15 protein-coding genes are annotated in these 21,845 nt (G+C 69.4%); 6 read left to right on the forward strand and 9 right to left on the reverse strand.

Annotated features, from left to right (window positions below; all coding sequences use genetic code 11):
• The first annotated feature begins 99 nt into the window (after positions 1-99).
• Positions 100-1,455, forward strand: coding sequence for a purine-cytosine permease family protein (locus tag WS57_RS33530; RefSeq protein WP_069245375.1), 1,356 nt, complete (start codon positions 100-102; stop codon positions 1,453-1,455).
• 19 nt (positions 1,456-1,474) lie between these two features.
• On the opposite strand, the gene WS57_RS33535 is transcribed toward WS57_RS33530, so the two are convergent.
• Both WS57_RS33535 and WS57_RS33540 read right to left on the reverse strand, forming a co-directional pair.
• Positions 1,475-2,200 carry a copper homeostasis protein CutC gene (locus WS57_RS33535; protein ID WP_040128356.1) on the reverse strand — a complete coding sequence of 242 codons (726 nt, stop codon included), beginning with the start codon at positions 2,198-2,200 and terminating at the stop codon, positions 1,475-1,477.
• Between the two features lie 179 nt (positions 2,201-2,379).
• A complete protein-coding gene (locus WS57_RS33540) occupies positions 2,380-3,666 on the reverse strand; it encodes an EAL domain-containing protein (protein ID WP_040128357.1) in 1,287 nt (428 codons plus the stop codon).
• A 306-nt stretch (positions 3,667-3,972) separates the two neighbouring features.
• Here WS57_RS33540 and WS57_RS33545 point away from each other — a divergent pair, with 306 nt between their 5' ends.
• Positions 3,973-5,640 (forward strand): Na+/H+ antiporter, encoded by a 1,668-nt coding sequence (locus WS57_RS33545; protein WP_040128359.1) that lies wholly within the window; start codon positions 3,973-3,975, stop codon positions 5,638-5,640.
• A gap of 107 nt (positions 5,641-5,747) precedes the next feature.
• On the opposite strand, the gene WS57_RS33550 is transcribed toward WS57_RS33545, so the two are convergent.
• The gene (locus WS57_RS33550; RefSeq protein WP_040128360.1) at positions 5,748-9,320 is read right to left on the reverse strand and encodes an indolepyruvate ferredoxin oxidoreductase family protein; all 3,573 of its coding nucleotides are present in this window, start codon (positions 9,318-9,320) and stop codon (positions 5,748-5,750) included.
• Between the two features lie 1,116 nt (positions 9,321-10,436).
• Here WS57_RS33550 and WS57_RS33555 point away from each other — a divergent pair.
• Both WS57_RS33555 and WS57_RS33560 read left to right on the forward strand, forming a co-directional pair.
• Positions 10,437-10,814, forward strand: coding sequence for a hypothetical protein (locus WS57_RS33555; RefSeq protein ID WP_155774383.1), 378 nt, complete (start codon positions 10,437-10,439; stop codon positions 10,812-10,814).
• 1,234 nt (positions 10,815-12,048) lie between these two features.
• Complete coding sequence (locus WS57_RS33560) at positions 12,049-12,666, forward strand: glutathione S-transferase family protein (RefSeq protein ID WP_069245377.1); 618 nt, start codon at positions 12,049-12,051, stop codon at positions 12,664-12,666.
• Between the two features lie 133 nt (positions 12,667-12,799).
• Here WS57_RS33560 and WS57_RS33565 read toward each other — a convergent pair whose 3' ends face one another.
• Both WS57_RS33565 and WS57_RS33570 read right to left on the reverse strand, forming a co-directional pair.
• Positions 12,800-13,774, reverse strand: a complete 975-nt coding sequence (locus WS57_RS33565) for an ion channel (RefSeq protein WP_059482704.1) — start codon at positions 13,772-13,774, stop codon at positions 12,800-12,802.
• Positions 13,775-13,952: 178 nt separating this feature from the next.
• A complete protein-coding gene (locus WS57_RS33570) occupies positions 13,953-14,969 on the reverse strand; it encodes a sulfate ABC transporter substrate-binding protein (RefSeq protein ID WP_009690343.1) in 1,017 nt (338 codons plus the stop codon).
• Between the two features lie 448 nt (positions 14,970-15,417).
• Between WS57_RS33570 and dapA the strand changes: the two genes are divergently transcribed.
• The gene (gene dapA / locus WS57_RS33580) at positions 15,418-16,311 is read left to right on the forward strand and encodes a 4-hydroxy-tetrahydrodipicolinate synthase (protein WP_069245378.1); all 894 of its coding nucleotides are present in this window, start codon (positions 15,418-15,420) and stop codon (positions 16,309-16,311) included.
• Between the two features lie 65 nt (positions 16,312-16,376).
• On the opposite strand, the gene WS57_RS38135 is transcribed toward dapA, so the two are convergent.
• The 3 genes from WS57_RS38135 to WS57_RS33595 form a co-directional block, all read right to left on the reverse strand.
• Positions 16,377-16,694 (reverse strand): type II toxin-antitoxin system VapC family toxin, encoded by a 318-nt coding sequence (locus WS57_RS38135; protein ID WP_236871982.1) that lies wholly within the window; start codon positions 16,692-16,694, stop codon positions 16,377-16,379.
• A gap of 62 nt (positions 16,695-16,756) precedes the next feature.
• Positions 16,757-16,963 (reverse strand): hypothetical protein, encoded by a 207-nt coding sequence (locus WS57_RS38140; RefSeq protein ID WP_009690346.1) that lies wholly within the window; start codon positions 16,961-16,963, stop codon positions 16,757-16,759.
• Positions 16,964-17,080: 117 nt separating this feature from the next.
• Positions 17,081-18,118 carry a LysR substrate-binding domain-containing protein gene (locus tag WS57_RS33595; protein ID WP_069245379.1) on the reverse strand — a complete coding sequence of 346 codons (1,038 nt, stop codon included), beginning with the start codon at positions 18,116-18,118 and terminating at the stop codon, positions 17,081-17,083.
• A gap of 106 nt (positions 18,119-18,224) precedes the next feature.
• Between WS57_RS33595 and WS57_RS33600 the strand changes: the two genes are divergently transcribed.
• Positions 18,225-19,505 carry an MFS transporter gene (locus tag WS57_RS33600; protein WP_059518545.1) on the forward strand — a complete coding sequence of 427 codons (1,281 nt, stop codon included), beginning with the start codon at positions 18,225-18,227 and terminating at the stop codon, positions 19,503-19,505.
• A gap of 22 nt (positions 19,506-19,527) precedes the next feature.
• Here the strand turns inward: WS57_RS33600 and WS57_RS33605 are convergent, their stop codons facing one another.
• Positions 19,528-21,729 carry a TonB-dependent receptor gene (locus tag WS57_RS33605; RefSeq protein WP_009693851.1) on the reverse strand — a complete coding sequence of 734 codons (2,202 nt, stop codon included), beginning with the start codon at positions 21,727-21,729 and terminating at the stop codon, positions 19,528-19,530.
• Positions 21,730-21,845: the final 116 nt, after the last annotated feature.

Here is a 21,845-nt window from a genome sequence, read left to right on the forward strand (position 1 = left end):
GCCGGACCGGTTGCCCGCCCGACGTCGGGGCAACCCTGCGGAGCGCCTGCACCGCAGCCGCGACGTCGTCCGCCGTTTCGCCCACCAAGGAGCACGCTCATGGCCAACCTGGCTCAGGCCCGCACCGACGAGGATCTCGACCTGTCGACGCTCGCCATTCCCGATCACGCGCGCATGCCGCCCTTCTCGCTGACGATGGCGTGGTGGGCCGTGTGCAGCGCGGTGTTCTACATCGTCGTCGGCGCGACGCTCGCGCTCACCTACGGCGCGCGCAACGCGCTGATCGGCATGGCGCTGTCGGTGGTATCGTACGGCGCCGTCAACACGATCATCAGCCGCTACGCGATCCGCACCGGGCTGTCGGTCGCGCTGTTCTCGCGCGTGCTGTTCGGCAGCGCGGGCGCCGCGCTCGCGACGCTGATCTTCTTCGCGACGGCCATCTACTACGCGGTGTTCGAAGGCTCGGTGATCGCGATTGCCGCGCATCACCTGTTTCCGGCGCTCGACTACAAATGGGCTGCGCTGCTCGTCGTCGGCTACAGCGTGCCGCTCGTATTCGGCAGCGTGCAGCACTGGCTCGACAAGTTCAACGGCGTGCTGCTGCCGTTCTACCTGCTCGGGCTGCTCGCGGCGGTCGGGCTCGCGACGGCCGAATACGGCTATCACGCCGCGTGGCTCGACGTCGGCCCGGCCGGCGGCGCGCCGGCCGGTGGCTGGTGGCACTGCTTCGTCTACTACATGGGCGTGTGGGTGCTGATGATGTTCACGTTCGACTACGCGCGCTTCGGCCGCAGGCAGGACGCGCGCTATCACGGCCGCTGCAACTTCGGGATGCCGTTCTACCTCGTCACGTTCCTGCTGAACGGCGCGGCCGGCATCTATCTGGTCGGCACGATTCCCGGGCTCGGTACGCTGTCCGAAGTGTCGGTCGTGCTCGCGCTGCTGAAGCTGATGGGGCTGTGGGGCCTGCTGTTCGTCTGGGTCACGCAGTCGCGCATCAACACCGCGAACTACTACCTCGCGACGGTCAACATGCAGGCGTTCTTCCAGAAGGTGGCCGGCCTGCGCGCGCCGAAATTCGTATGGGCGCTGGTGGTCGGTGCGGTGGTCTATGCGCTGATGATGGCCGACATCTTCTCGCGGATCCTGCAGGCGCTCGCGTATCAGGGCATCTTCGTCGTCGCGTGGGTCGGCGTCGCGCTCGCGCATATCCTGTCCGCGCGCTATGGCGAGCTCGTCGGCGACGACGTCGAATGCCGCGACGCGCATGTGCCGACCTTCAATCCGGGCGGGCTCGCCGCATGGTTCGCGGGCGCGTTCGCCGGGCTCGCGCTGAACCAGGCGAGCGGGTTTGCCGCGTCGCTGTCGGCGCCCGCAACCTTCGCCGTGTCGTGGCTCGTCTACCGCGCGCTGCTCGGCAGCGCGAAGCGGACCTGGTTCGTGCGGAACACGTGACGGCGCCGGAACGACCGCATCAGACGTGCTGCGCGGCGCCGTCGAGCGTCGCGCGCACCTTCGCGACGAGCGTTTCGTCGACCGGCGCCAGCACCTCGCCGCGCGGGCGCACGCCCGAGCCGAAATGCACGGCGCGCACGCCGGTGGCGCGCACGAAATCGCCGACCGCATCGAGCGTGAGCCCCGAGCCGGCCAGCACCGTGCAGGTCGTGCCGGCGGCCTGCCGCACCATGCGCGTGATCGTCGCCACCGCGTCGAGCACCGACGGACGGCCGCCCGACGTCAGCACCGAGGTGACGGCCGGCACGCGCAGCAGCGCGTCGAAGGCGGCGTTGAGATCGCGCGACACGTCGAACGCACGATGAAACGTGAGCGCACGGCCGTCCGCGGCCGCGGCGATGCGCGCGAGCGCGTCGAGGTCGATGTCGCCGCGCGCGTCGAGCGCGCCGAACACGACGCCGTTCGCACCGGCCGCGACGGCCGCGCGCACGTCGCGCTCGATCACGCGCAGGTCGTCGGCGTCGTAGACGAACGAGCGGCTGTGCGGACGCACGATCACGTTGACCGGAATCGGCACGGCCGCCACGACGGCCTCGACCAGGCCGACGCTCGGCGTCAGCCCGCCCTCGCCGATCGCGGTCACGAGTTCGAGACGGTCGGCGCCCGCGCGGGCGGCGGCCTTCGCATCGCCGACGGTCGTGGCGATCACTTCGAGCAGAACGGAAGAAGCGGCGGTTCGGTTCATGGGCAGGGCGCGAATCGTCGGAGGGATTCGCGCATCCTAGCCGAGCGACGCGAACGGCGCCAGCGTATGGATGGCTGCGGCTGCTGCGCAGGCCGGCGCACGCGCGCATCGGGGCACGGCCTCCCGCCCGCCGCGGTGCCCCACGCCCGCCGTCGGCCCGTCGCTGCGGCGAGCCGCTCCTAATTCGCGTCGGCCTCGTCCCCGGCCCAGTCGATGTCGCCGCACAGCACGCGCTGCGCATCGCCGACCCGCACCGCGACCGACAGCGTCACGCACGGCTGCACCTCGTTGATCGACAGGTACGGGCGCGTCACCTGCACGCGCCCGGGCTCGGCGATCGCGGTGCGGAAATACGGCCGCCGCAGCCAGTTCGCGCCCTGCGCGTCCGACAGCGGCGAAAAGCGCGCCTCGCGCAGCGCCCGATCGGCGCGCAGCACGACGTTGCGGCCGGCCTGGCGGCCCTGCGCATCGAGCAGGAAGCAGCGCGCCGCGTCGTCGAGCGCGAGGAAGTTCCAGCACACCTCGTCGAGCGGCTCGCCGGCCGCGAGGCGTTCGGCCGCGCGCTCGAACGCGCGCAGGTAGGGCGCGATACGCTGCGCGTCGCGCCGCTCGCGTGCGTCGGCCTGCTGGCGATAGCGCTCGGTCAGCTCGACGATGCAGCCCGTCGCGGCCGCGCCGTCGGGCAGCCCCGGCGCCGGGCGGCCGAAGTAGTAGCCCTGCACGAAGTCGGCTTCGCACGACAGCGCGATCTGCGCCTCGTGCTCGGTCTCGATCCCTTCGACGAGCACCAGCTTGCCGGCCTCGTGCAGCAGCGTGACGAGCCCGTGCAGGATCGCGCTCGGCCCGGTGCGGTGCGCCGCGTGCGACAGCATGATCCGGTCGAGCTTGACGATGTCGGGGTCGAGCTGCCAGATCCGCTCGATGTTCGAGTGGCCCGCGCCGAAATCGTCGAGCGCGATCAGGAAGCCCTGCGCACGGAACGCGCGCACCGCATCGGCAAGCCGTTCGATGTCGTCCGCGCGCTGCTCGAGCACCTCGAGCACGATGCGGCGCGGCGGCACGCCGAGCCGCTTCAGGTTCGCGAGCAGCGCGGCGGCCTGGAACGGGTCGGTCAGCACGCCCGGATGCACGTTGAGGAACAGCCACTCGCGCTCCGCGCCGAGCAGCGCGAAATTCTCGAGATGCAGCGCCTGCGCGAGCCGGTCGAGCTGCAGCAGCTCGCCGTGACGCGCGGCGTCGCCGAACACGTCGAGCGGCGACACGGGCCGGTCGAGCGTGTCGTGCGCGCGCAAGAGCGCCTCGTAGCCGACCGCGCGCTGGTGCGACAGGCTGAATATCGGCTGGAACACGGTCGTGAGCGTCAGGTCGTGATGCTGCGTCGCCAGGCGCTCGTAGCCGGAACTCACCTCGCGCTCGAAACGGTACGGCGACGCGACGGCCGGACGCTCCTGTTGCACGATCGTCATACCTGCCTCCTCGAAGCGGTTTGCATGGGGAACGCGGCGGCTGACGAACCGGACGGCGCGCGGCATGGGAATGTCATGGATCAACCCTCGGTTTGCCGGTCGGAACCGGACGGCAGCCATGCATCAAGCAAGCTCCGTGCAAGCCGCGACCACGCCCGCCGCGCGGTTGCGCACGGCCGCCGCACCAGCGTGGCGCGGCCGCGATGCACCGTTTTGAGGCATCCGCACCGGCGCACTCGAGCGCAGCGGTCACGCCGGCACGCTAAACTCCGTACGGTCGTTTCATTTCCCGCATTCGCCGTATCGATGGAAATCGTCTTCACAGTCCTGATCCTGCTGCTCACCGTCGCGCTGTCCGGCGCGCTGACGCGCACCTTGCCGCTGCGGCTGCCGTTGCCGCTGATGCAGATCGCGTTCGGCGCGATCCTCGCCTGGCCGAAGTTCAACCTGCACGTCACGTTCGATCCCGAAATCTTCATGCTGCTGTTCATCCCGCCGCTGCTGTTCGCGGATGGCTGGCGGATTCCGAAACGCGAGCTGTACCTGCAGCGCCGCGCGATCCTGATGCTCGCGTTCGGGCTCGTGTTCATGACGGTACTCGCAGTCGGGTACTTCGCGCATTGGCTGATTCCCGAGTTGCCGCTCGCCATCGCGTTCGCGCTCGCGGCCGTGCTGTCGCCGACCGACGCGGTCGCGCTGTCCGGCATCGCCGGCAAGGGCCGGATCCCGCCGCAACTGATGCATATCCTCGAAGGCGAGGCGCTGATGAACGACGCGTCCGGCCTCGTCGCGCTGAAGTTCGCGGTCGCCGCCGCACTGACCGGCATGTTCTCGCTGCGCGACGCGTCGCTCACCTTCGTGATCGTCGCCGCCGGCGGGCTCGCGACCGGCGCGGCCGTGTCGTGGCTATTCAGCGCGGTATCGACCCGCTTCCTGAACGCCGAGCAGGAAGGCGATCCGGCCCCCGGTATCGTGATGACGCTGCTGGTGCCGTTCGCGGCCTACCTGATCGCCGAGCACTTCGACCTGTCGGGCGTGCTCGCGGCCGTCGCGGCGGGGATGATGATGAACTACACGAGCTTCTCGCGCAAAAGCACGGTCGCCTCGCGCGTGCGCGCGGAAAGCACGTGGGCGATGATCGAGTTCGTGTTCAACGGCATGGTGTTCATCATGCTCGGGCTGCAGCTGCCGCACATCATCGGCCGCGCGCTCGTCGATGCGCACCACACCAGCGACGCGCTGCTCGGCCGGATGCTGTTCAACGTCGTCGCGATGACGCTCGCGCTGTACGCGATCCGCTTCCTGTGGGTATGGCTGCTGCGCTGGTTCGCGAGCCGGCGCGCGGCGCGCCAGGGCCTCGCGGGCACGATGGCCGGCGTGCGCACGATCGCGGTGATGACGGTCGGCGGCGTGCGCGGCGCGGTCACGCTCGCCGGCGTGCTGTCGATCCCGGTCGCGCTGCGCGACGGCGTACCGCTGCCGGGCCGCGACACGGCGATCTTCATCGCGTCGGCGGTGATCCTCGTGTCGCTGGTGGTCGCGGTGATCGGCCTGCCGCTGCTGCTGCGCGGCGTGCGTTCGACACGCAATCCGCTCGCCGACGAAGAGCGCGCCGCGCGCGCGGCCGCCGCGCAGGCAGCGATTCGCGCGATCGACTCGTCGCACGACGCGATCGCGACCGACCTCGACGAATCGGGCGCCGCGCGCTGCGCGGACATCTCCGCGCGCGTGATGGACCAGTATCGCCGCCGGCTCACCGCGCTCGCCGACGACGGCCCGACGCCGCGCGCCGAAGCCAGACAGTCCGAGACGATGGAGTTGCAGATGCGGATCGCGGCCGTGCGCGCGGAGCGCTCGGCGCTGTACCGGCTGCGCAGCGAGAGCAGGATTTCGGACGAGACGCTGACGAAACTGCTGCGCGAGATCGACCTGTCGGAAACCGCGCTGTCGACGCGCAAGAAGGGCATCGTCTGACGGCGCGGTGAACGCCGGGGGCGTGCGAGACCGCACTGCCTGCGCCGGCTCGCAAGAAAAAACGGCGACGCCCTGGCGTCGCCGTTTCCACGTCCAGCCCGTCGCGCCTACTTCGCGACGACGACCGGAATCCCCTTCAGCATGCCGGCGCCCTTCATCTCGTCGAGCGCATGCTGGACGGCCGCGCTCGTCGCCGCGTCGATGCCGAGCTGCAACGCAAGCTCGCGCTCCGCGCGCTTCACGCCGGCCAGGTTGCGCAGCTTCACGTGACCGAAGCCGCGCACGCGCGCATGCAGCTCGGCAAGCTGCGCGACACGCGCCGCGTTGCCGGCCGTCGTCACGGCGAAGGCGCGCGTCAGCGTCGTCTCGTAGTCGTCGGCGAGCGCGCGCTCCATCCTGCGCTCGACGGTGCGGCCGAACGGATCGAGCCACGTGCCGCGCAGGCCGCGCACGCGCGCCATCGCGCCGAACACCGGCCACATCCACTGGCCGAACACGCGCTTGCGCGGCGCGCTGCCGTCGCGGCCGGCCTTCGCGACCGTCGGCGGCGCGAGGTTGAACTTCACGCGGTAGTCCTGCCCCGGCACGCCTTCGAACTGCGCTTCGAGCGCCGTGCGGAACGCGCCGTCCGCATAGAGGCGCGCGACCTCGTATTCATCCTTCACCGCGAGCAGGCGATAGAAGGTCGTCGCGACCGCGCGCGTCAGCGCGTCGTCGCCCTTCGCGCGCGCGGCGCTCACGAGCGCACGGTAGCGCTCGACGTAGCGCGCGCCGCCGTATGCGAGAAGGCGCGCCTCGCGATCGGCGATCAATTCGTCGAGCGTCTGCGGCGCGGCAGGCACGGCCACCGCGTGGCGCGCGTTCCACAACGCATCGAGGCCCGCCGCATCGCCGGCCGCCATCCGGCCGACCGAGAACGCGAGCTTGTTCATCGGCACCGCGACGTTGTTCAGCTCGATCGCGCGCATCATCGCGGCGAGCGACACCGGCACGAGGCCGAGCTGCCACGCGTAGCCGAGCATCAGGATGTTCGCGCCGATCGTGTCGCCGAGGAACTTCGCGGCGAGCGCCTGCGCGTCGCAGCTCGACAGGAAGCCGTCGCCGGCCGCGTGGCGCATCTTCTCGAGCAGCGCGTCCGCGTGCAGGTTCGCGTCGGGGTTCTGCACGAACGATGCGTTCGGAATCCGGTGCGTGTTGACGACGATCCGCGAGCGCTCGTGACGCACCGTCTGCAGCGCCTCGGCGCTCGCGCCGACCACCATGTCGCAGGCGAGCAGCACGTCGGCCTGCTGCGTGTCGATGCGCACCTGGTTCAGCCAGCGGTCGCTCGACGCGATCCGCACGAACGACAGCACCGAGCCGCCCTTCTGCGCGAAGCCCATGAAGTCGAGCACCGACGCGCTCTTGCCTTCGAGATGCGCGGCCATGCTGATCAGCGCGCCGACCGTCACGACGCCGGTGCCGCCGACGCCCGTCACGAGCATGTCGTACGGCGCCGCGTCGAGATGGGTCGCGGGCACCGGCAGCGCGTCGACGCGCGCGGCGAGCGCCGCTTCGTCGAACGCCGCGCCGGCGGCCTTCTTCAGCGCCGCGCCTTCGACCGTCACGAAGCTCGGACAGAAGCCGTTCACGCACGAATAGTCCTTGTTGCACGACGATTGATCGATCCGGCGCTTGCGGCCGAGCGGCGTTTCCAGCGGCTCGACCGACAGGCAGTTCGACTGCACGCCGCAGTCGCCGCAGCCTTCGCAGACCGCGTCGTTGATGAACAGCCGCTTGTCCGGGTCGGGGAATTCGCCCTTCTTGCGGCGGCGGCGCTTCTCGGCCGCGCAGGTCTGGTCGTAGATCAGCACGGTGACGCCCGGCGTCTCGCGCAGCTCGCGCTGCACCGCGTCGAGCTCGCTGCGGTGATGGAACGTCGTGCCGGCCGGGAACAGCCCGTGATGGCCGTCATACTTCTGCGGCTCGTCGGACACGACGACGAAGCGCGATACGCCCTCGGCCTCGACCTGCCGCGCGATCTGCGGCACCGAGATGCTGCCGTCGACAGGCTGGCCGCCCGTCATCGCGACCGCGTCGTTGTAGAGGATCTTGTAGGTGATGTTGGCCTTCGCGGCGACCGCCTGGCGGATCGCGAGGATGCCCGAGTGGAAGTAGGTGCCGTCGCCGAGGTTCTGGAACACGTGCTTCGTGTTGGTGAACATCGCATGCGCGGCCCAGTCGACGCCCTCGCCGCCCATCTGGATCAGCCCGGTCGTGTCGCGCTCCATCCACGACGCCATGAAGTGGCAGCCGATGCCGGCCTGCGCGATCGAGCCTTCCGGCACCTTCGTCGACGTGTTGTGCGGGCAGCCCGAACAGAAATACGGCGTGCGCTTCACCGCGTCGGCCTCGTTCGACAGGATCTGCGGCGCGACCAGGTCGACCACGCGCTCGCGGCGGTCGAGCGCCGGCTTGTGGCGCGCGAGCCATTCGGCGAACACGGGCAGGATCCGCGACGGACGCAGTTCGCCCAGCTCGGACAGCAGGCACGCGCCGGCCGCGTCGTGCTTGCCGAGCACGCGCGGGCGCGCGGCGTCCGGGCGGTTGTACAGGTAGTCCTTGATCTGCTGCTCGATCACCGGGCCCTTTTCCTCGATCACGAGCACTTCGGCGAGGCCGTCGACGAAGGTTTCGATGCGCGTCATTTCGAGCGGATACGACAGGCCGACCTTGTAGATCCGTACGCCCGCCGCGTCGAGATCGGCGACCGTCAGGTCGAGGCGGCGCAGCGCCTCCATCAGGTCGAGGTGCGCCTTGCCGCAGGTGACGATGCCGACGTTCGCCTGCGCGGACGGCGCGATCCATTTGTCGATGCTGTTGGTGCGCGCGAAGTGGCGCACCGCGTCGAGCTTCGCGGCGAGGCGCGCCTCGATCGTCAGGCTCGGCAGGTCGGGCCAGCGGTTGTGCAGGCCGCCCGCGGGCGCCGTGAAGCCCTGCGGCGCGGGCCAGTGCGTCTGCAGCGCGTCGAGATCGACGGTCGAACCCGATTCGACGGTCTCCGAGATCGCCTTGAAGCCGACCCACGCGCCCGAGTAGCGCGACAGCGCCCAGCCGTACAGCCCGAATTCGAGCATGTCGGCGATGTTCGACGGGTTCACGACCGGCATGTGCCACGCCATCATCGCGAAATCGCTCTGGTGCGGCATCGACGACGACACGCAGCCGTGATCGTCGCCCGCGACCACGAGCACGCCGCCGTGCGGCGACGAGCCGTACGCGTTGCCGTGCTTCAGCGCGTCGCCGGCGCGATCGACGCCCGGGCCCTTGCCGTACCACATCGCGTACACGCCATCGACGGTGCGTTCCGGATCGGCCTCGACGCGCTGCGTGCCGAGCACCGCGGTGCCGCCGAGTTCCTCGTTGATCGCGGGCAGGAAGCGCACGCCGCTCGCGTCGAGCAGTTTCTTCGCCTTCCACAGCTGCTGGTCGACCATGCCGAGCGGCGAGCCGCGATAGCCGCTGACGAAGCCGGCCGTGTTCAGGCCCTGCGCGGTATCGGCCGCGCGCTGCATCAGCAGCAGGCGCACCAGCGCCTGCGTGCCGGTCAGGAAGATCCGACCGCGCGTCGCGCTCAGGTTGTCGGTCAGACGGTAGTCGGAAAGGGCGGGCGTGCCGTCGATCGGCAGGCGGGCTGTCATGGGGACGTCTCCTGATTTGTGCTGTTCTGGCTGCGCGGCGCGGCGTCGGGCGACGTCGGGCCGGCGGCAGCGCGATGGCTCTATTTTTTCGCGCGCAGCCGAGAATGTTTTTTCTCATCTTGCGCGGACCGCGCGCTGGCGAGAAAAACTGCGCAGCTTTTGGCACGGATTTGAGAGAGTTCTCGCGCGGCGCCGGATGGAGCGGCGCGGCGCGCACCGCGTGGCGGCGGCGTTGCCGGTCGCGGCGACAGCGGGAAGCGGGGATGGCGGCCGCGGCCCGGAGGCAGCCGGCTGCGGGCCGTGCGGCAAGGGTTTCGGACGATCGCGGCGGCATCCTCACCGTAGGCGCGCACAGCGTTTCGAGTATCGCCGGCGGCGGGATGTCCGCATCGCCGCTCGGCGCCCGCCCTCACCGTTCGATTGCACAGCGTTTCGGGTGGTTTTCGCTCGGCGACCGGATGATGCTCACCGATGTAATTCACAGAGATGCGAGTGGTCGCTGCGGCAGGATATCCACATCGGCATCGGCCGATTCCTGCGATCGCGCGTGCGCTCACCGTGCAAATGCACAGGCGTTCGAGTGATCGGCGAAGCCGGATATCCACATCGGAAACCGGCTTCGTTCATTGAGTGCGGGTGGCATTTGATGGACAATGCGCAGCGCGGCGGGCGATGAAAATCCGCCCCTTCTCCACTCGCGTCCCGACGCTCACCGTCGAAATGCACAGCGCTTCGAGTGGCTTCGGAGGCGGGATATCCACATGCGCGCATGCGTTCGTCGGGCGATCGGCAAGCCGCGTTCGTCGCGGGAAATGCCGGTCTCGCCGAATCGCCAAAACCGGCTGCAACCGCCGGACAGCCCCGCTGCATCGACGTTGCGCGCGATCGCGCAGCGACGCTCACCTTCCGGATGCACAGGGTTTCGAGTGAGCGCGAGGGCAGGATATCCACATCGACGCCGCAGCCGTCGTTCGATCGCGCGGCCGCACGATGCGATTCACGTCAGGGAATCGTTCACCGAGGAGGTCAGTCGAGCGAAGCGCGCTGTTTTCGTCGAAATCGCCTGCCCGATATATTTCGCGCGCGGGCCGCTCGCGGAATGCGGGCTTCGATGTGATGCGGTCCCGTCCCGTTGCCGGCGCTGTTCCGTCTGGCAGCGGCGCAAGCGCGAATCCGCTCCCCGCCGCCTGTGTCATCGAACGGGTGGCGCTCCGCGTACCGTTCGTCCTCCATCACCGTCTCCTCGTCGAACCCGCTCATTGCTTTCGCCGCCCGCCTATCGGCACGTCGCCGCTACGCAGCGCGGCGGCGGTAGGTCCGTGGCGTGTCGTCGCCATTGGCTTGTCGAGCGGCGTTCCGTTCGCGGACGGCTTCACGGTCAGCGCAGGCCGCAAGGACGAATGCGGCGGCATCGATAACGCGTGGAAGGATGTGACGGGTCAGCATGGTGGCGATGACGTGGCGATGGAGTGCGCCAGCATTCTCGTACGATGAACCAACGCGACGGTCGAAGCCGGAGGCACGCCCCGCATGGCCGGCGTGCGATCGCATGCGTGCGCTCACCGTTGCAATACACAGGATGCCGAGTCGTTACGACGGGTAGATATCCACACCGCAAATCAGGCACGTCGATTCGAGCCGCAGTTCGCAGCGGCAGGCGGAAGCACCGGACATGGACCGGATCGCCTTGACGGCTCGAAACCCTTGTCGGGACGGCCTCCGCCGACCGACGTACGCACCCTCACCATCGAAATGCACAGCGCGTCGAGTCGTTTCGAGCGGAGATATCCACATCGACGCGCGCCCGCTCGCTCGGCGGCGGGCACGCGCCCGAGTCATACCCGATACCGCGAACATCCACGTCGAAATCCCCGTCCGACGGGACCGAATGCGCATCCTCACCATCGAAATGCACAGCGATTCGAGTCTCTTCACGCGCCGGATATCCACATCGCCCGCTGCTTCGTCCGCCTGATCGCTCGCGCTCACCGTCGAGAAGCACAGCAATACGAGTCTGTCCGGATCCCGGTTATCCACACCGAAACACCGGCCCGCGCTCGGTCGGCCGCTCGCCCCATCGCCGCAACGTACGGCGAAGCGACGCTCTCCGTGCCGCGGAAAAGCGCGCCCGGCACGGCCGTCACGCGACGGACGGCTCACCCTCACCGATCAAATGCACAGCGATGCGAGTCCGTTCGCGGCGCGGATATCCACATCGCGACGCCAGCTTCGCTCTACCGGACGCGCTTCGCGCCCCTTCGAGTACCGGATATCCACACGTCGCCGATACTTCGCCGGATCGCGTTCCCGTGCATCGAATCATGCGGGGGACCGGATACTACATCGAAACGGGCGTTTCATCCCGTTGAATGTTCGATGCTCACCGTTGAAAGTCACAGTTTTTTGTGTCGATTCGCGCCGCGGTTCCCTCACGCCGATCGCCGCATCGGCATCGGAAACCCCACGTGCGGGCGGCGCTGTTCGACTCGCCCGCGGCGCACCAATCTGTTCGCGCATCACTCTGCCATCCGGAAAGTCATGCAGATTCCTGCGATAGTGTTTCTATAACTAGTTATAAAAATTCACTGCGACTCATAGGCCTCCCGGACGATGTTCTCCAACGAAATCAAGGTCCGTCTGCCCGCGCGCCGCCCGCCCCTGTCCGAACCGCCTTCGCTCGGGTACGCTTGAGCATCCGGCGATACCGACACCCCGACGCGGAGGCGCGATGAAGCTCTACTACTGGCCGAAAACCCGGGCGTTCCGGGCGCTGTGGATGCTCGAGGAGATTGGCGCCGTCTACGAGCTCGTGCCGATCGACCTGCGCTCGCACGAACAGGGCAGCGACGCGTTCATCCAGGTCAACCCGATGGCCAAGCTGCCCGCGCTCGACGACAGCGGCGGCGCACCGTTCGCCGAATCGGGCGCCGTGCTGCTTTATCTGGCCGACCGCTGCCCGGATGCCGGGCTCGGCATCGCGCCCGACGATCCGCTGCGCGGCCGCTTCCTGCAGTGGATGTTCTTCACGCCGACCTGCCTCGAACCGGCGATGGCCGAGAAATTCACCGGCGCGTCGGGCAACCCGGTCGCATTCGGCTGGGGCAACATCGCGCGCGTGCAGCGCGCACTCGCGCAGACGCTCGCCCATAGCCCCTGGCTCGTCGGCGACCACTTCACCGCGGCCGACCTGCTGCTCGCCAGCACGTTGAAGATTGCGTTCGATGCGCACCTGCTGCCGCACGAAGGCGTGCTCGGCGACTACGTCGCGCGCGCCGAGGATCGCGACGGCTACCGTCGCGCGGCCGCGATCGAACAGCGCGAAGCGGCGCGCCTGCTGCATGCGTGACGCGCGCGGCCGGCGCGCCTGCACCGCGACGGCCGGGCGGCTCGCAACGCGCCCGGCGTAACGCCGTCCGCGCCGCGCCTCGTCGCGCGCGGCGGCGCGTGGCGTGTCCCGCCCCGCTATCGACAAAGCGACGCTAGGCGCGCGGCGAAACCTGCGCCGTGCCGTCCGACACTACCGTCGCGCCCGGCAGCCCGCCGTCGCCGTCCGCGTCCGTATCGGCGTCGACCGCGACGACCTCGTGAAAGTGCGTGTAGTCGATATGCGTGATGCCGTCCTCGTCGTGCATCAGATCGACATAGCGGTGACGCCAGCGGATCTGCGCGTGCGTCCACTCGTGGCGCGCCTGCATCACTTGCGCGGTCGTCTCGTCCGAACCCTCGATCCGCAGCAGCAGCGACGCCTCGCGCGCCGCGAGCGACTCGGGCGTCTCGCCGAACAGCGGGCTCGACTCGTCGATCACGTGCATCAGGTTCCAGCCGAGCAGGAAAATCGGATGCTCGCTGCGCACGAGCGGCAGGTCGTGGATCTTGCGCAGCGTGTAGCCCTCGTGCGTGGCTTCGATGCGCATCAGCCGCAGTTTCGCGCGCGCCTCCGCGATCACGTTCTGGCGCGCATTCGCGGCCCGCACCATCAGCGTCATGCGGCCGTTCAGCGGCCGGACGATCGCGTAGCGCGCGAACAGGATCTTCGCCTGCGGACGGGAAAACCGCGCGAACACGAGGCCGGTGGCCAGCGCGATGCCCGACATCCCGACGAAGATCTCGAACGTCGCGACCAGGTGCGCATAGACGGTCTGCGGATGCATGTCGCCGTAGCCGACGGTTGCGAGCGTCTCGACGCTGAAAAAGAACGCACCGGCGAAGCCGGCCGGCGACTGGTTCGCGATCGGCGCATGGCCGAGCAGGTAGAGCGTCGCGAAGCCGCCGTTGAGCAGCAGGAACAGCAGCGCGAGCGACAGGAAGAATACGGGCCAGCTCACCGTCAGCGCGCGGTGATAGAGGTCGCGCCAGCCGAGCGGCGGCATCCCGTACGCGATCACCGGGCGCGTGCCCGACCAGATCTTGCGGCCGCGGCCGCGGGAGGCTGAGGAGGACGAATCGACGTTCATCGCGCGGCGCCTGAAACAGGGAGGCGATGAGCGTAGCACGCGCGACGGCGCCCGGGAATGCGCGCCGACGCGAAGCCGGTGCGCAGCGGCGCGCGGCGGCCCGGGGCCGAGCCTGCGTAAAAAAGCCGGCCGCGTCGGCCGGCTTCGTTCGCGTCGTGCGGCGCGAGGCGCGCCGCCGTTACTTCCGGTCGACGATCACGCGATCGAAGGTGCCGCCGTCGGCGAAGTGCGTCTTCTGCGCGTTCGCCCAGCTGCCGAAGACCTGCTCGACGCTGAACGTCTTCAGCGGCTTGAACTCGGCCGCGTGCTTCTTCAGCACGTTCGCGTCGCGCGGACGCAGATGATGCTGCGCGATGATCTCCTGCGCCTCGGGCGTGTACAGGTAGTCGAGATACGCCTGCGCGACCTTGCGCGTGCCCTTCTTGTCGACGACCTTGTCGACGACGGCGACGGGCGGCTCCGCGAGGATGCTCGCCGACGGATACACGGCGTCGAATTCCGCGCCCGACGCGCCGCTGTCCATCAGCGCGACCTCGTTCTCGAACGTGACGAGCACGTCGCCGATCCCGCGCTGCGTAAACGTCGTCGTCGCGCCCCGGCCGCCCGAGTCGAGCACCGGCACGTTGCGGAAGATCGCCTTCTCGAAATCGAGCGCCTGCTGGTCGGTCGCGCCCTTCAGCTTCTGATAGCCCCACGCGGCGAGATACGCGTAGCGGCCGTTGCCCGACGTCTTCGGGTTCGCGATGATCACCTGCACGCCCGGCTTCGCGAGATCGCTCCAGTCCTTGATCGCCTTCGGGTTGCCCTTGCGCACGAGGAACACCATCGTCGTCGAGTACGGCGAGCTGCTGTCCGGGAAGCGGGCGCGCCAGTCCTTCGGCAGCAGCTGGCCGCGCTCGGCGAGCAGGTCGATGTCGTTCGGCTGGTTCATCGTCACGACGTCGGCCTGCAGCCCCTGCAGCACCGACAGCGCCTGCGCGCTCGACGCGCCGTGCGACTGCTTGATCGTGACCGTCTCGCCGGTCTTCTGCTTGTACGCGGCGGCGAAGCTCGCGTTGATGTCCTTGTACAGCTCGCGCGTCACGTCGTACGACACGTTCAGGATCGACGTGTCCGCGTGCGCGGCCGTCGCCGCCATGACCAGCGCCGCCGCGCCCGTGTGCAGCCAGCGGCCGATCCCCTTGATGCCTGCCATCGTGATATGCCCCGCTTCCAGTGTGGTGAATGTGCGTGGCGGCGCGCGCTGGCGCCGTCATCGAATCGTAAGCGGGCATTCTAGCGGCCGGGCGCGGCGCGCCTTCCAATCTGTCGTGGAATGCAAATCACGAATTCTGCTAAACCGCGCCGGCTCTCGCGCGCCTCCGCGATCCGGTGTTAAGATCGCCGCTCAGCCCACTTACGGTTCCTCCATGTCCGCTGCCCTGCGCTCGCTTCCGATCCTCGCCGCCGTCGCGGCAGGCACGCGCGCGGCCGGGCTGAAACTGAAAAAACGACTCCTCGACTGACGGGGATGTCGCGTCCCGTCAGGCGAATGCCGGACGGGATGCCCGCAGGTCGTTTCTTTCTCCTCGCTTGCACGCCTCGTTCCGGCTCTGCGCCGGCGGAACGGTTCCCACCACGCCGTTTCCACCATGAGGCTTTGCATGCAAACACGTTTCGAAGGTATCTGGCTGCCGATCATCACGCCGTTCCACCACGGCGAAGTCGACCACGCGGCGCTCGCGCGACTCGCGCGCCACTATGCGGCCGCGGGCGTCGCCGGGTTCGTCGCCGGTGCGACGACCGGCGAAGGCGTGCTGCTCGACGCACGCGAGCAGGATGCCGTGTTCGCGACGCTGCGCGACGCGGTGCCGGAACTGCCGGTCGTCGTCGGGCTCACCGCGAGCGCCACGCATTTCGCGGCCGCCCGTGCACGCGAACTCGCCGCGCTGCGCCCCGACGGGCTGCTCGTCACGCCGCCCGTCTACGTGCGGCCGACCCAGGACGGGATTCGCCGCCACGTCGAGACGATCGTCGATGCGGCCGACCTGCCGGTGCTCGTCTACAACATCCCGTACCGCACCGGCGTGAACGTCGAACTCGACACGCTGCAGGCGCTCGCGCGCGATGCGCGCGTCGCCGGCATCAAGGAATGCGGCGGCACACTCGAAAGGATGAGCCGGCTCGTGCACGACACGCCGCTCGCGGTCTTCTCCGGCGACGACAACCAGAACTTCGCAGCACTCTGCGCGGGTGCGCACGGCACGATCGCGAGCAGCGCGCACGTGCTGCCCGAATGGCACGTGCGGATCCATGCACTGCTGCGCGACGGACGGCTCGCCGACGCGCGTCGCCTGTCGGTCGCGCTGCAGCCGCTCGTCGCGGCGCTGTTCGCGGAGCCGAACCCGGCGCCGGTGAAGGCCGTGCTGGCCGCTCAAGGGTGGTGCAAGGACGGCTTGCGGTTGCCGTTCGTGCCGGCGAGCGACGCGTTGCGACAGCGGCTCGCGGCAATCTGCGCGTCACTGCAGGAGACCGGGCGGAACGTCGCGGCGGCTTAGGCGACGGCGGCAGCGCGTGACGAAGCGTCGGCAACGACGGGGAGATGTCAGTCCTGCAGACTGTTTCAAACCGTCAGAACCAGCGATGCGCCGTACCGCGCGAGATGGCCGTCGGCAGTGACGAGCCGCAGGGGTTCGTGGCGCGCCTGCGCGACGAGCAGGCGATCGAAAGGATCGCGATGGTGCCGCGGCAAATCACGCACGGCCGCGCCATGCGCGGCCCGGACCGGCAGTTCGCGGAACCCGCTCGAGCCGATCGCGCGGCTCAGCCGGTCCACGTCGACATCGAGCTTCCCCGGTCCCGCCTTGATGGCGACTTCCCAGATACTTGCGCGGCTGACGAATCGCTCGTCAGCCGCGCAAATCAGTCTGCGCGCCCGCATGCCGAGCTTGCGGTCGTCCGTCACGATCCAGAGAAAGATGTGCGTATCGAGCAATAGCCGCGTCAGCGCCCTTCGAAAGCGTCCAGCAGATCGTCCGGCAGCGGCGCGTCGAAGTCGTCCGGGATCCGGATCTGATCGCGCAGGACCCCGAACCGAACGGGCGACGCGGCTGATGCACTCCATTCGGCCGAAGCCTGCTGGCTCGACAACGAGGCATCGGCGCGTTGCAGCGAATCGGTCCTGATCTTCGGCGGGTTCGTGTCTTGCATGATGATCTCCGTTGCATGGTGATCACCACTCTAGTCAGATTTCCCCGGTCGGGCCACCTGGCCGGATGGGATATCAGGACCGATCGGCGGTTCGGCTGCGCGTTCGAGAACCGTCGCTCAGGCCGCGAGCGCAGCCAGCGGCGCATTCGTCGCGTCGCGCACCGCCTGCGTGACGATCCGCGCGAGCTGGTCGACCGTCGGCGTCGCCGACGACGCGCGCCGCAACAGGATCAGCGGCAGGCTCGGCAGCTCCGGCAGGCCGAGCGATGCGGCGTCGAGCAGGCGCACCGACGCAGGCAGCCCGTAGCGCGAGCGCACCGTCAGCCCGAGGCCGGCCGCAGCGGCCGCCCATAGCCCGGCAAGGCTCGGCGTCGTGAACGCGACGCGCCACGGCACGCCCGCGCGATCGAGCGCATCCGTCGCCGCCCCGAAAAACCGGCACGGCCGGTCGAACACGACCAGCGGCAGCGGCTCGCCCGGCGCGGGAACGGTCGCGCGAATATCGGCTTCATTCGATGCGTTCGATGACGTCACGGCCGTCCCACCGGCCGTCCAGCTGGCCGTCCCGACCCAGCGCATCGGCACCTGCGCGACCGTCTCGCTGTCGATCCCCGCCCGCGACACCAGCGTCGCCGACGCCGGATCGCCCCACACGAGCGCAAGATCGAGCTGGTTCGCATCGAGCCGGTCGAGCAGGTCGGCATTGCGCGCGACCCGCGCCTCGATCCTCACCTTCGGATGCGCGCGCGCAAAACGCCCGAGCACGTCGGGCAGGATCGCCTCGCCGAAATCCTCCTGCAGGCCGACCCGCACCCATCCGTCGAGATTCATGCCGCGCACGGCGGCCGCCGCCTCGTCGTTCAGTTCGATCATCCGCCGCGCATAGCGCAGCATCGCGTCGCCGGCGTCGGTCAGTGCGAGCCCGCGCCCGGCTTTCACGAACAACGGCGTGCCGGCCTGTTCCTCGAGCTTGCGGATCTGCGCGCTCACCGCCGACGACGAGCGCGCGACGCGATCGGCCGCCTTCGCGAAACTGCCGAGATCCACGCCCGCGACCAGGCTGCGCAGCGCGGCGATGTCGAAGTTGGGCCGTGCCGATGCGCTATCGGCCGCCACGCGCACCGCGTCGTCGTGCGCGACAGGAAATCCGGACATTTCAATCATCCCGTTTTATCGAACGATTCATCAAAAACTTTCCGATTTTCAGGATGAATGTAGGCCACCACACTGTGACTGTCAATTTCCAACCCGGCCTGCCGTCATGGACACCTCGCTTACCCTTTCCCGCTGCGCGCCCGCGCGCGGCCCCGCCCATCGCTGGCGCGTGCTGGCGGCCGGCGTCGCCGCGAACATGAGCTTTTCCGCGGCCGCCGCCGGCATTCCGACCACCGCCGTGTGGATGCGCACGGCCTATCACCTCGACAACGGCGCGCTCGGTCTCGTACTCGGCGCGCTCGGCTTCGGCGTCGCGCTGTCCGAGCTGCCGTGGGGAATTGCCGCCGACCGCTTCGGCGACCGCCGCGTGCTGCTGACCGGGCTCGTCGCGACCGCCGCGATGCTCGCGCTGATGGCCTGTGCGATCGTGCCGACCCCGCACGCGACACCGCCGCTCGCGCGCGTGGTCGCGATGATGGGCTGCGTCGGGCTGCTCGGCGGCAGCGTCAACGGGTCGAGCGGGCGGGCGGTGATGCGCTGGTTCGGCGAGCGCGAACGCGGACTCGCGATGAGCATCCGCCAGACGGCCGTGCCGCTCGGCGGCGGTGTCGGCGCGGCGCTGCTGCCGTGGCTCGCGTCGCGTGCGGGCTTCGCCGCGGTCTATGGTGCGCTGATGCTGCTGTGTGCCGCCGCGGCGACGCTGACCTGGCGCTGGTTGCGCGAGCCGCCCGCCCACGCGGCCGCAGCCGCCGCGCCCGGCAGCGGCGCCGCTCCGCATCCCGCCGCACCGCAACCGGGGGCCGCGCGCAGCGCGCCGCCGCTCGCGAATCTCGCCGTCTGGCGGATCGTGATCGGCATCGGCGCCCTCTGCGCGCCGCAGTTCGCGGTGCTGACGTTCGCGACGGTGTTCCTGCACGATTTCGGCCGGCTCGACCTTGCCGCGATCAGCGCGACGATGGTCGCACTGCAACTCGGCGCGATGGCCATGCGCGTGTGGAGCGGCCGCTACACCGACCGGCACGGCAACCGGCGCGCCTACCTGCGCGGATCGGTGCTCGTCGCGGCCGCCGCGTTCGCGTTGCTCGCGGCGGCGGTAGCCGGCAGCCCGCGCGTGCCGTTCGCCGCGATCGTCGCGATCCTCGTGTTCGCAGGCATCTGCGTGTCGGCGTGGCATGGCGTCGCCTATACGGAACTGGCGACGCTCGCGGGCGCGAACCACGCAGGCACCGCGCTCGGAATGGCCAACACGATCGTCTATCTCGGGCTGTTCGCGACACCGCTGGCGATTCCGCCACTGCTGGCCGCCAGTTCGTGGAGCGTCGTGTGGCTCGCGGCCGCCCTGTGCGCGGCCGCGACCTGGCCGCTGTTTCCGCGGCAGCAGCACTAGCGGGCGCGCACGCGCGGGCCGCTCAGAACTGGTACACCGCCGTCAGCGTCGCCGAGCGGCCGTCGCCGAATTCGACCGCCGACGACCGCGACGCGTTGCCGAGCTGCTGCCGCACGCGCTCGACATACGCGCGGTCGAACACGTTGTCGACGTTCAACTGCAGGCGCAACCGGCGATTCACGTCATGGCGCGCCATCAGGTTGTGCACCCAGTACGCGCCGAGCATCCCGTCGCCTTCGGCCGTCACGTTGCGGCGGCCGACGAAATGCGAACCGTAGCCGAGCGTCCAGCCGGCCGGCAGCCGGTAGGTCGTCCACAGATTGAATGCGTGCCGCGGCGTGTTGCCGAGCATCTGCCCGACCCGACGCGGCGACGACGGCGACTCCAGCGTGACGCTCGCCAGATACGTGTAGTTCGCGAACACGTCCCAGTTCGGCGTCACCTTGCCGGCCGCGCCGAACTCGATGCCGCGCACGCGCTGCCGCCCCGCGAGCGCGTAGCTGCCGTCGGCCATCCGCTCGCGTGCGTTGTTCTTCCGGGTCTGGAACAGCGCGCCGTTCAGCGCGAGACCCGCGAGCCCTTCCCACTTCGTGCCGAGCTCGATGCTCTCGCTCTTCTCCGGCGACAGCCCGCCCGTCGCCGCGCTCACGCCGGAGCCGGTCGTCACCAGGAACTCGGCCGACGGATTGAACGACGTGCCGTATGCGACATACACGCGGCCGTTGTCGGTCGGCTTGAACACGAGCCCGGTGCGCGTGCTGAGGTGGCGATCCGATGAATCGGCGCGCTCGGTCGGCTTGCCGGCCGGCGTGCTCGCCGAACGGCCGTCGATCCAGTCGTGCCGCAGCCCGACGTCGACATCCCAGTATCGGCCGAACGAGATCGTGTCGAACGCGTAGAGCGCCTTCACGGTGAGTGCCGTGTCGTTGCGCGCGGTGTCCTGTCGGCGCACGGGGCCGTGCCACCAGCCGGGCGGCGCGGTCAGCGCATAGCCCTCCGCCGGCCACGACTTCGCAAGCCCGTACGAATAGGTCGTGCGCCCGTAGGTTTCCCGAGAAATCTCGAACCCGGTGACCAGCGTATGGCCGAGCCCGAACGTGCCGAATTCGCTCGTGACGTTGGTCTGGTTGGCCCACATCGCCGTCGACGAATCGCGGCCGTAGCCCTGCGGGCCGGCCGGCTTGTAGCGCCCGGGCGGCATCCCCTTCAGGTTCGCGTGCGACGCGGAAACCACCGTGTCGCGATGCAGGTGCGCATAACGGCTCAGGTTCTGCAGCTTCACGCGCGGCGACACGTCGTGCTCGGCCTTCACGGTCAGGACGTTCGACGTGATCCGTTCGCGGTCGAGGTTGCGCCAGCCGAAGTAGCGGTCGCGCGACACGCCGCCCAGCACCTGGCCGTTGAGCGCGGGCAGCCCGTAATCGGGCAGGTTGTTGTCGTACTGGTGGAAGTAGCCGAGCGTGACGCGCGTCGGCGTGCCGAGGCCGAATGCGAGCGTCGGCGCGACGCCCCAGCGCCGCTTGCGGATGTCGTCGCGGCCCGGCACGTCGTTGACGTGCGCCATCGCGTTGAGCCGGAACGCGGTATGGTCGCCGAGGCCGGGCAGCGGCCGGTTCAGGTCGAGCGTCGCACGCCGGCGGCCGGACGTGCCGAGCGCGGCGCCGGCCTCGGCGAACGCGTCGGCTTTCGGCGTCTTGCTGATCAGGTTCACCGAGCCGCCTGTCGTGCCCGCGCCGCCGAACACCGAGTTCGGCCCCTTGATCACCTCGACGGCCTCGACGTTGAACAGGTCGCTGCGGTTGTTCTGCGCGCTGTCGCGCAAGCCGTCGAGCTGCAGGTTCGCGTTCACGTTGAAGCCGCGGATGTTCACCATGTCGCCCGAGCCGCCGCCGCCCTCGCCGGCGTTGAACGTGATGCCCGCGACGTTCGACAGCGCGTCGCGCAGGCTCAGCGCCTGCTGCTCGTCGAGCAGTTCGCGCGGCACGACGGTGATCGTCTGCGGCACGTCGAGCAGCGGCGTCGCATATTTCGCCGACCCCGACCGGTCGACGCGCGAGCCGGCATCGCGATCGCCGTGCACGAAGATCGGGCTCAGATGCGTCGCGCGGCGCGGGTCGGCCGCCTCCGCACCGGCCGGCGCGGTCGCACAGGTCATCATCGCGAACGCGACGGAAGCGGTGCCGCGACGCGGCGGCGTCGGGCTCGACTGGATACGGCGACTCATGCGGACTCCATAATTAAACGAGAATGGTTCTCATTCAATACAAAAGCCCGTCGCAACGCAATCGGACACGTTCGAATTTCACCGGAAAACGCGCGCGAGTCCGATGCCGTGACGCG

It is taken from the genome of Burkholderia pseudomultivorans (assembly GCF_001718415.1).
Lineage (GTDB): Bacteria > Pseudomonadota > Gammaproteobacteria > Burkholderiales > Burkholderiaceae > Burkholderia > Burkholderia pseudomultivorans_A.

Excerpts from the sequence above, each read along its gene's own strand:
- WS57_RS33545 (WP_040128359.1), top strand. The coding sequence starts at position 3,973 with ATGGAAATCGTCTTCACAGTCCTGATCCTGCTGCTCACCGTCGCGCTG.
- WS57_RS33550 (WP_040128360.1), bottom strand. The coding sequence starts at position 9,320 with ATGACAGCCCGCCTGCCGATCGACGGCACGCCCGCCCTTTCCGACTAC.
- WS57_RS33565 (WP_059482704.1), bottom strand. The coding sequence starts at position 13,774 with ATGAACGTCGATTCGTCCTCCTCAGCCTCCCGCGGCCGCGGCCGCAAG.
- WS57_RS33595 (WP_069245379.1), bottom strand. The coding sequence starts at position 18,118 with ATGTCCGGATTTCCTGTCGCGCACGACGACGCGGTGCGCGTGGCGGCC.
- dapA (WP_069245378.1), top strand. The coding sequence starts at position 15,418 with ATGCAAACACGTTTCGAAGGTATCTGGCTGCCGATCATCACGCCGTTC.
- WS57_RS33570 (WP_009690343.1), bottom strand. The coding sequence starts at position 14,969 with ATGGCAGGCATCAAGGGGATCGGCCGCTGGCTGCACACGGGCGCGGCG.
- WS57_RS38135 (WP_236871982.1), bottom strand. The coding sequence starts at position 16,694 with ATGCGGGCGCGCAGACTGATTTGCGCGGCTGACGAGCGATTCGTCAGC.
- WS57_RS33540 (WP_040128357.1), bottom strand. The coding sequence starts at position 3,666 with ATGACGATCGTGCAACAGGAGCGTCCGGCCGTCGCGTCGCCGTACCGT.
- WS57_RS33605 (WP_009693851.1), bottom strand. The coding sequence starts at position 21,729 with ATGAGTCGCCGTATCCAGTCGAGCCCGACGCCGCCGCGTCGCGGCACC.
- WS57_RS33555 (WP_155774383.1), top strand. The coding sequence starts at position 10,437 with ATGCGGTCCCGTCCCGTTGCCGGCGCTGTTCCGTCTGGCAGCGGCGCA.
- WS57_RS33560 (WP_069245377.1), top strand. The coding sequence starts at position 12,049 with ATGAAGCTCTACTACTGGCCGAAAACCCGGGCGTTCCGGGCGCTGTGG.
- WS57_RS33530 (WP_069245375.1), top strand. The coding sequence starts at position 100 with ATGGCCAACCTGGCTCAGGCCCGCACCGACGAGGATCTCGACCTGTCG.
- WS57_RS33535 (WP_040128356.1), bottom strand. The coding sequence starts at position 2,200 with ATGAACCGAACCGCCGCTTCTTCCGTTCTGCTCGAAGTGATCGCCACG.
- WS57_RS38140 (WP_009690346.1), bottom strand. The coding sequence starts at position 16,963 with ATGCAAGACACGAACCCGCCGAAGATCAGGACCGATTCGCTGCAACGC.
- WS57_RS33600 (WP_059518545.1), top strand. The coding sequence starts at position 18,225 with ATGGACACCTCGCTTACCCTTTCCCGCTGCGCGCCCGCGCGCGGCCCC.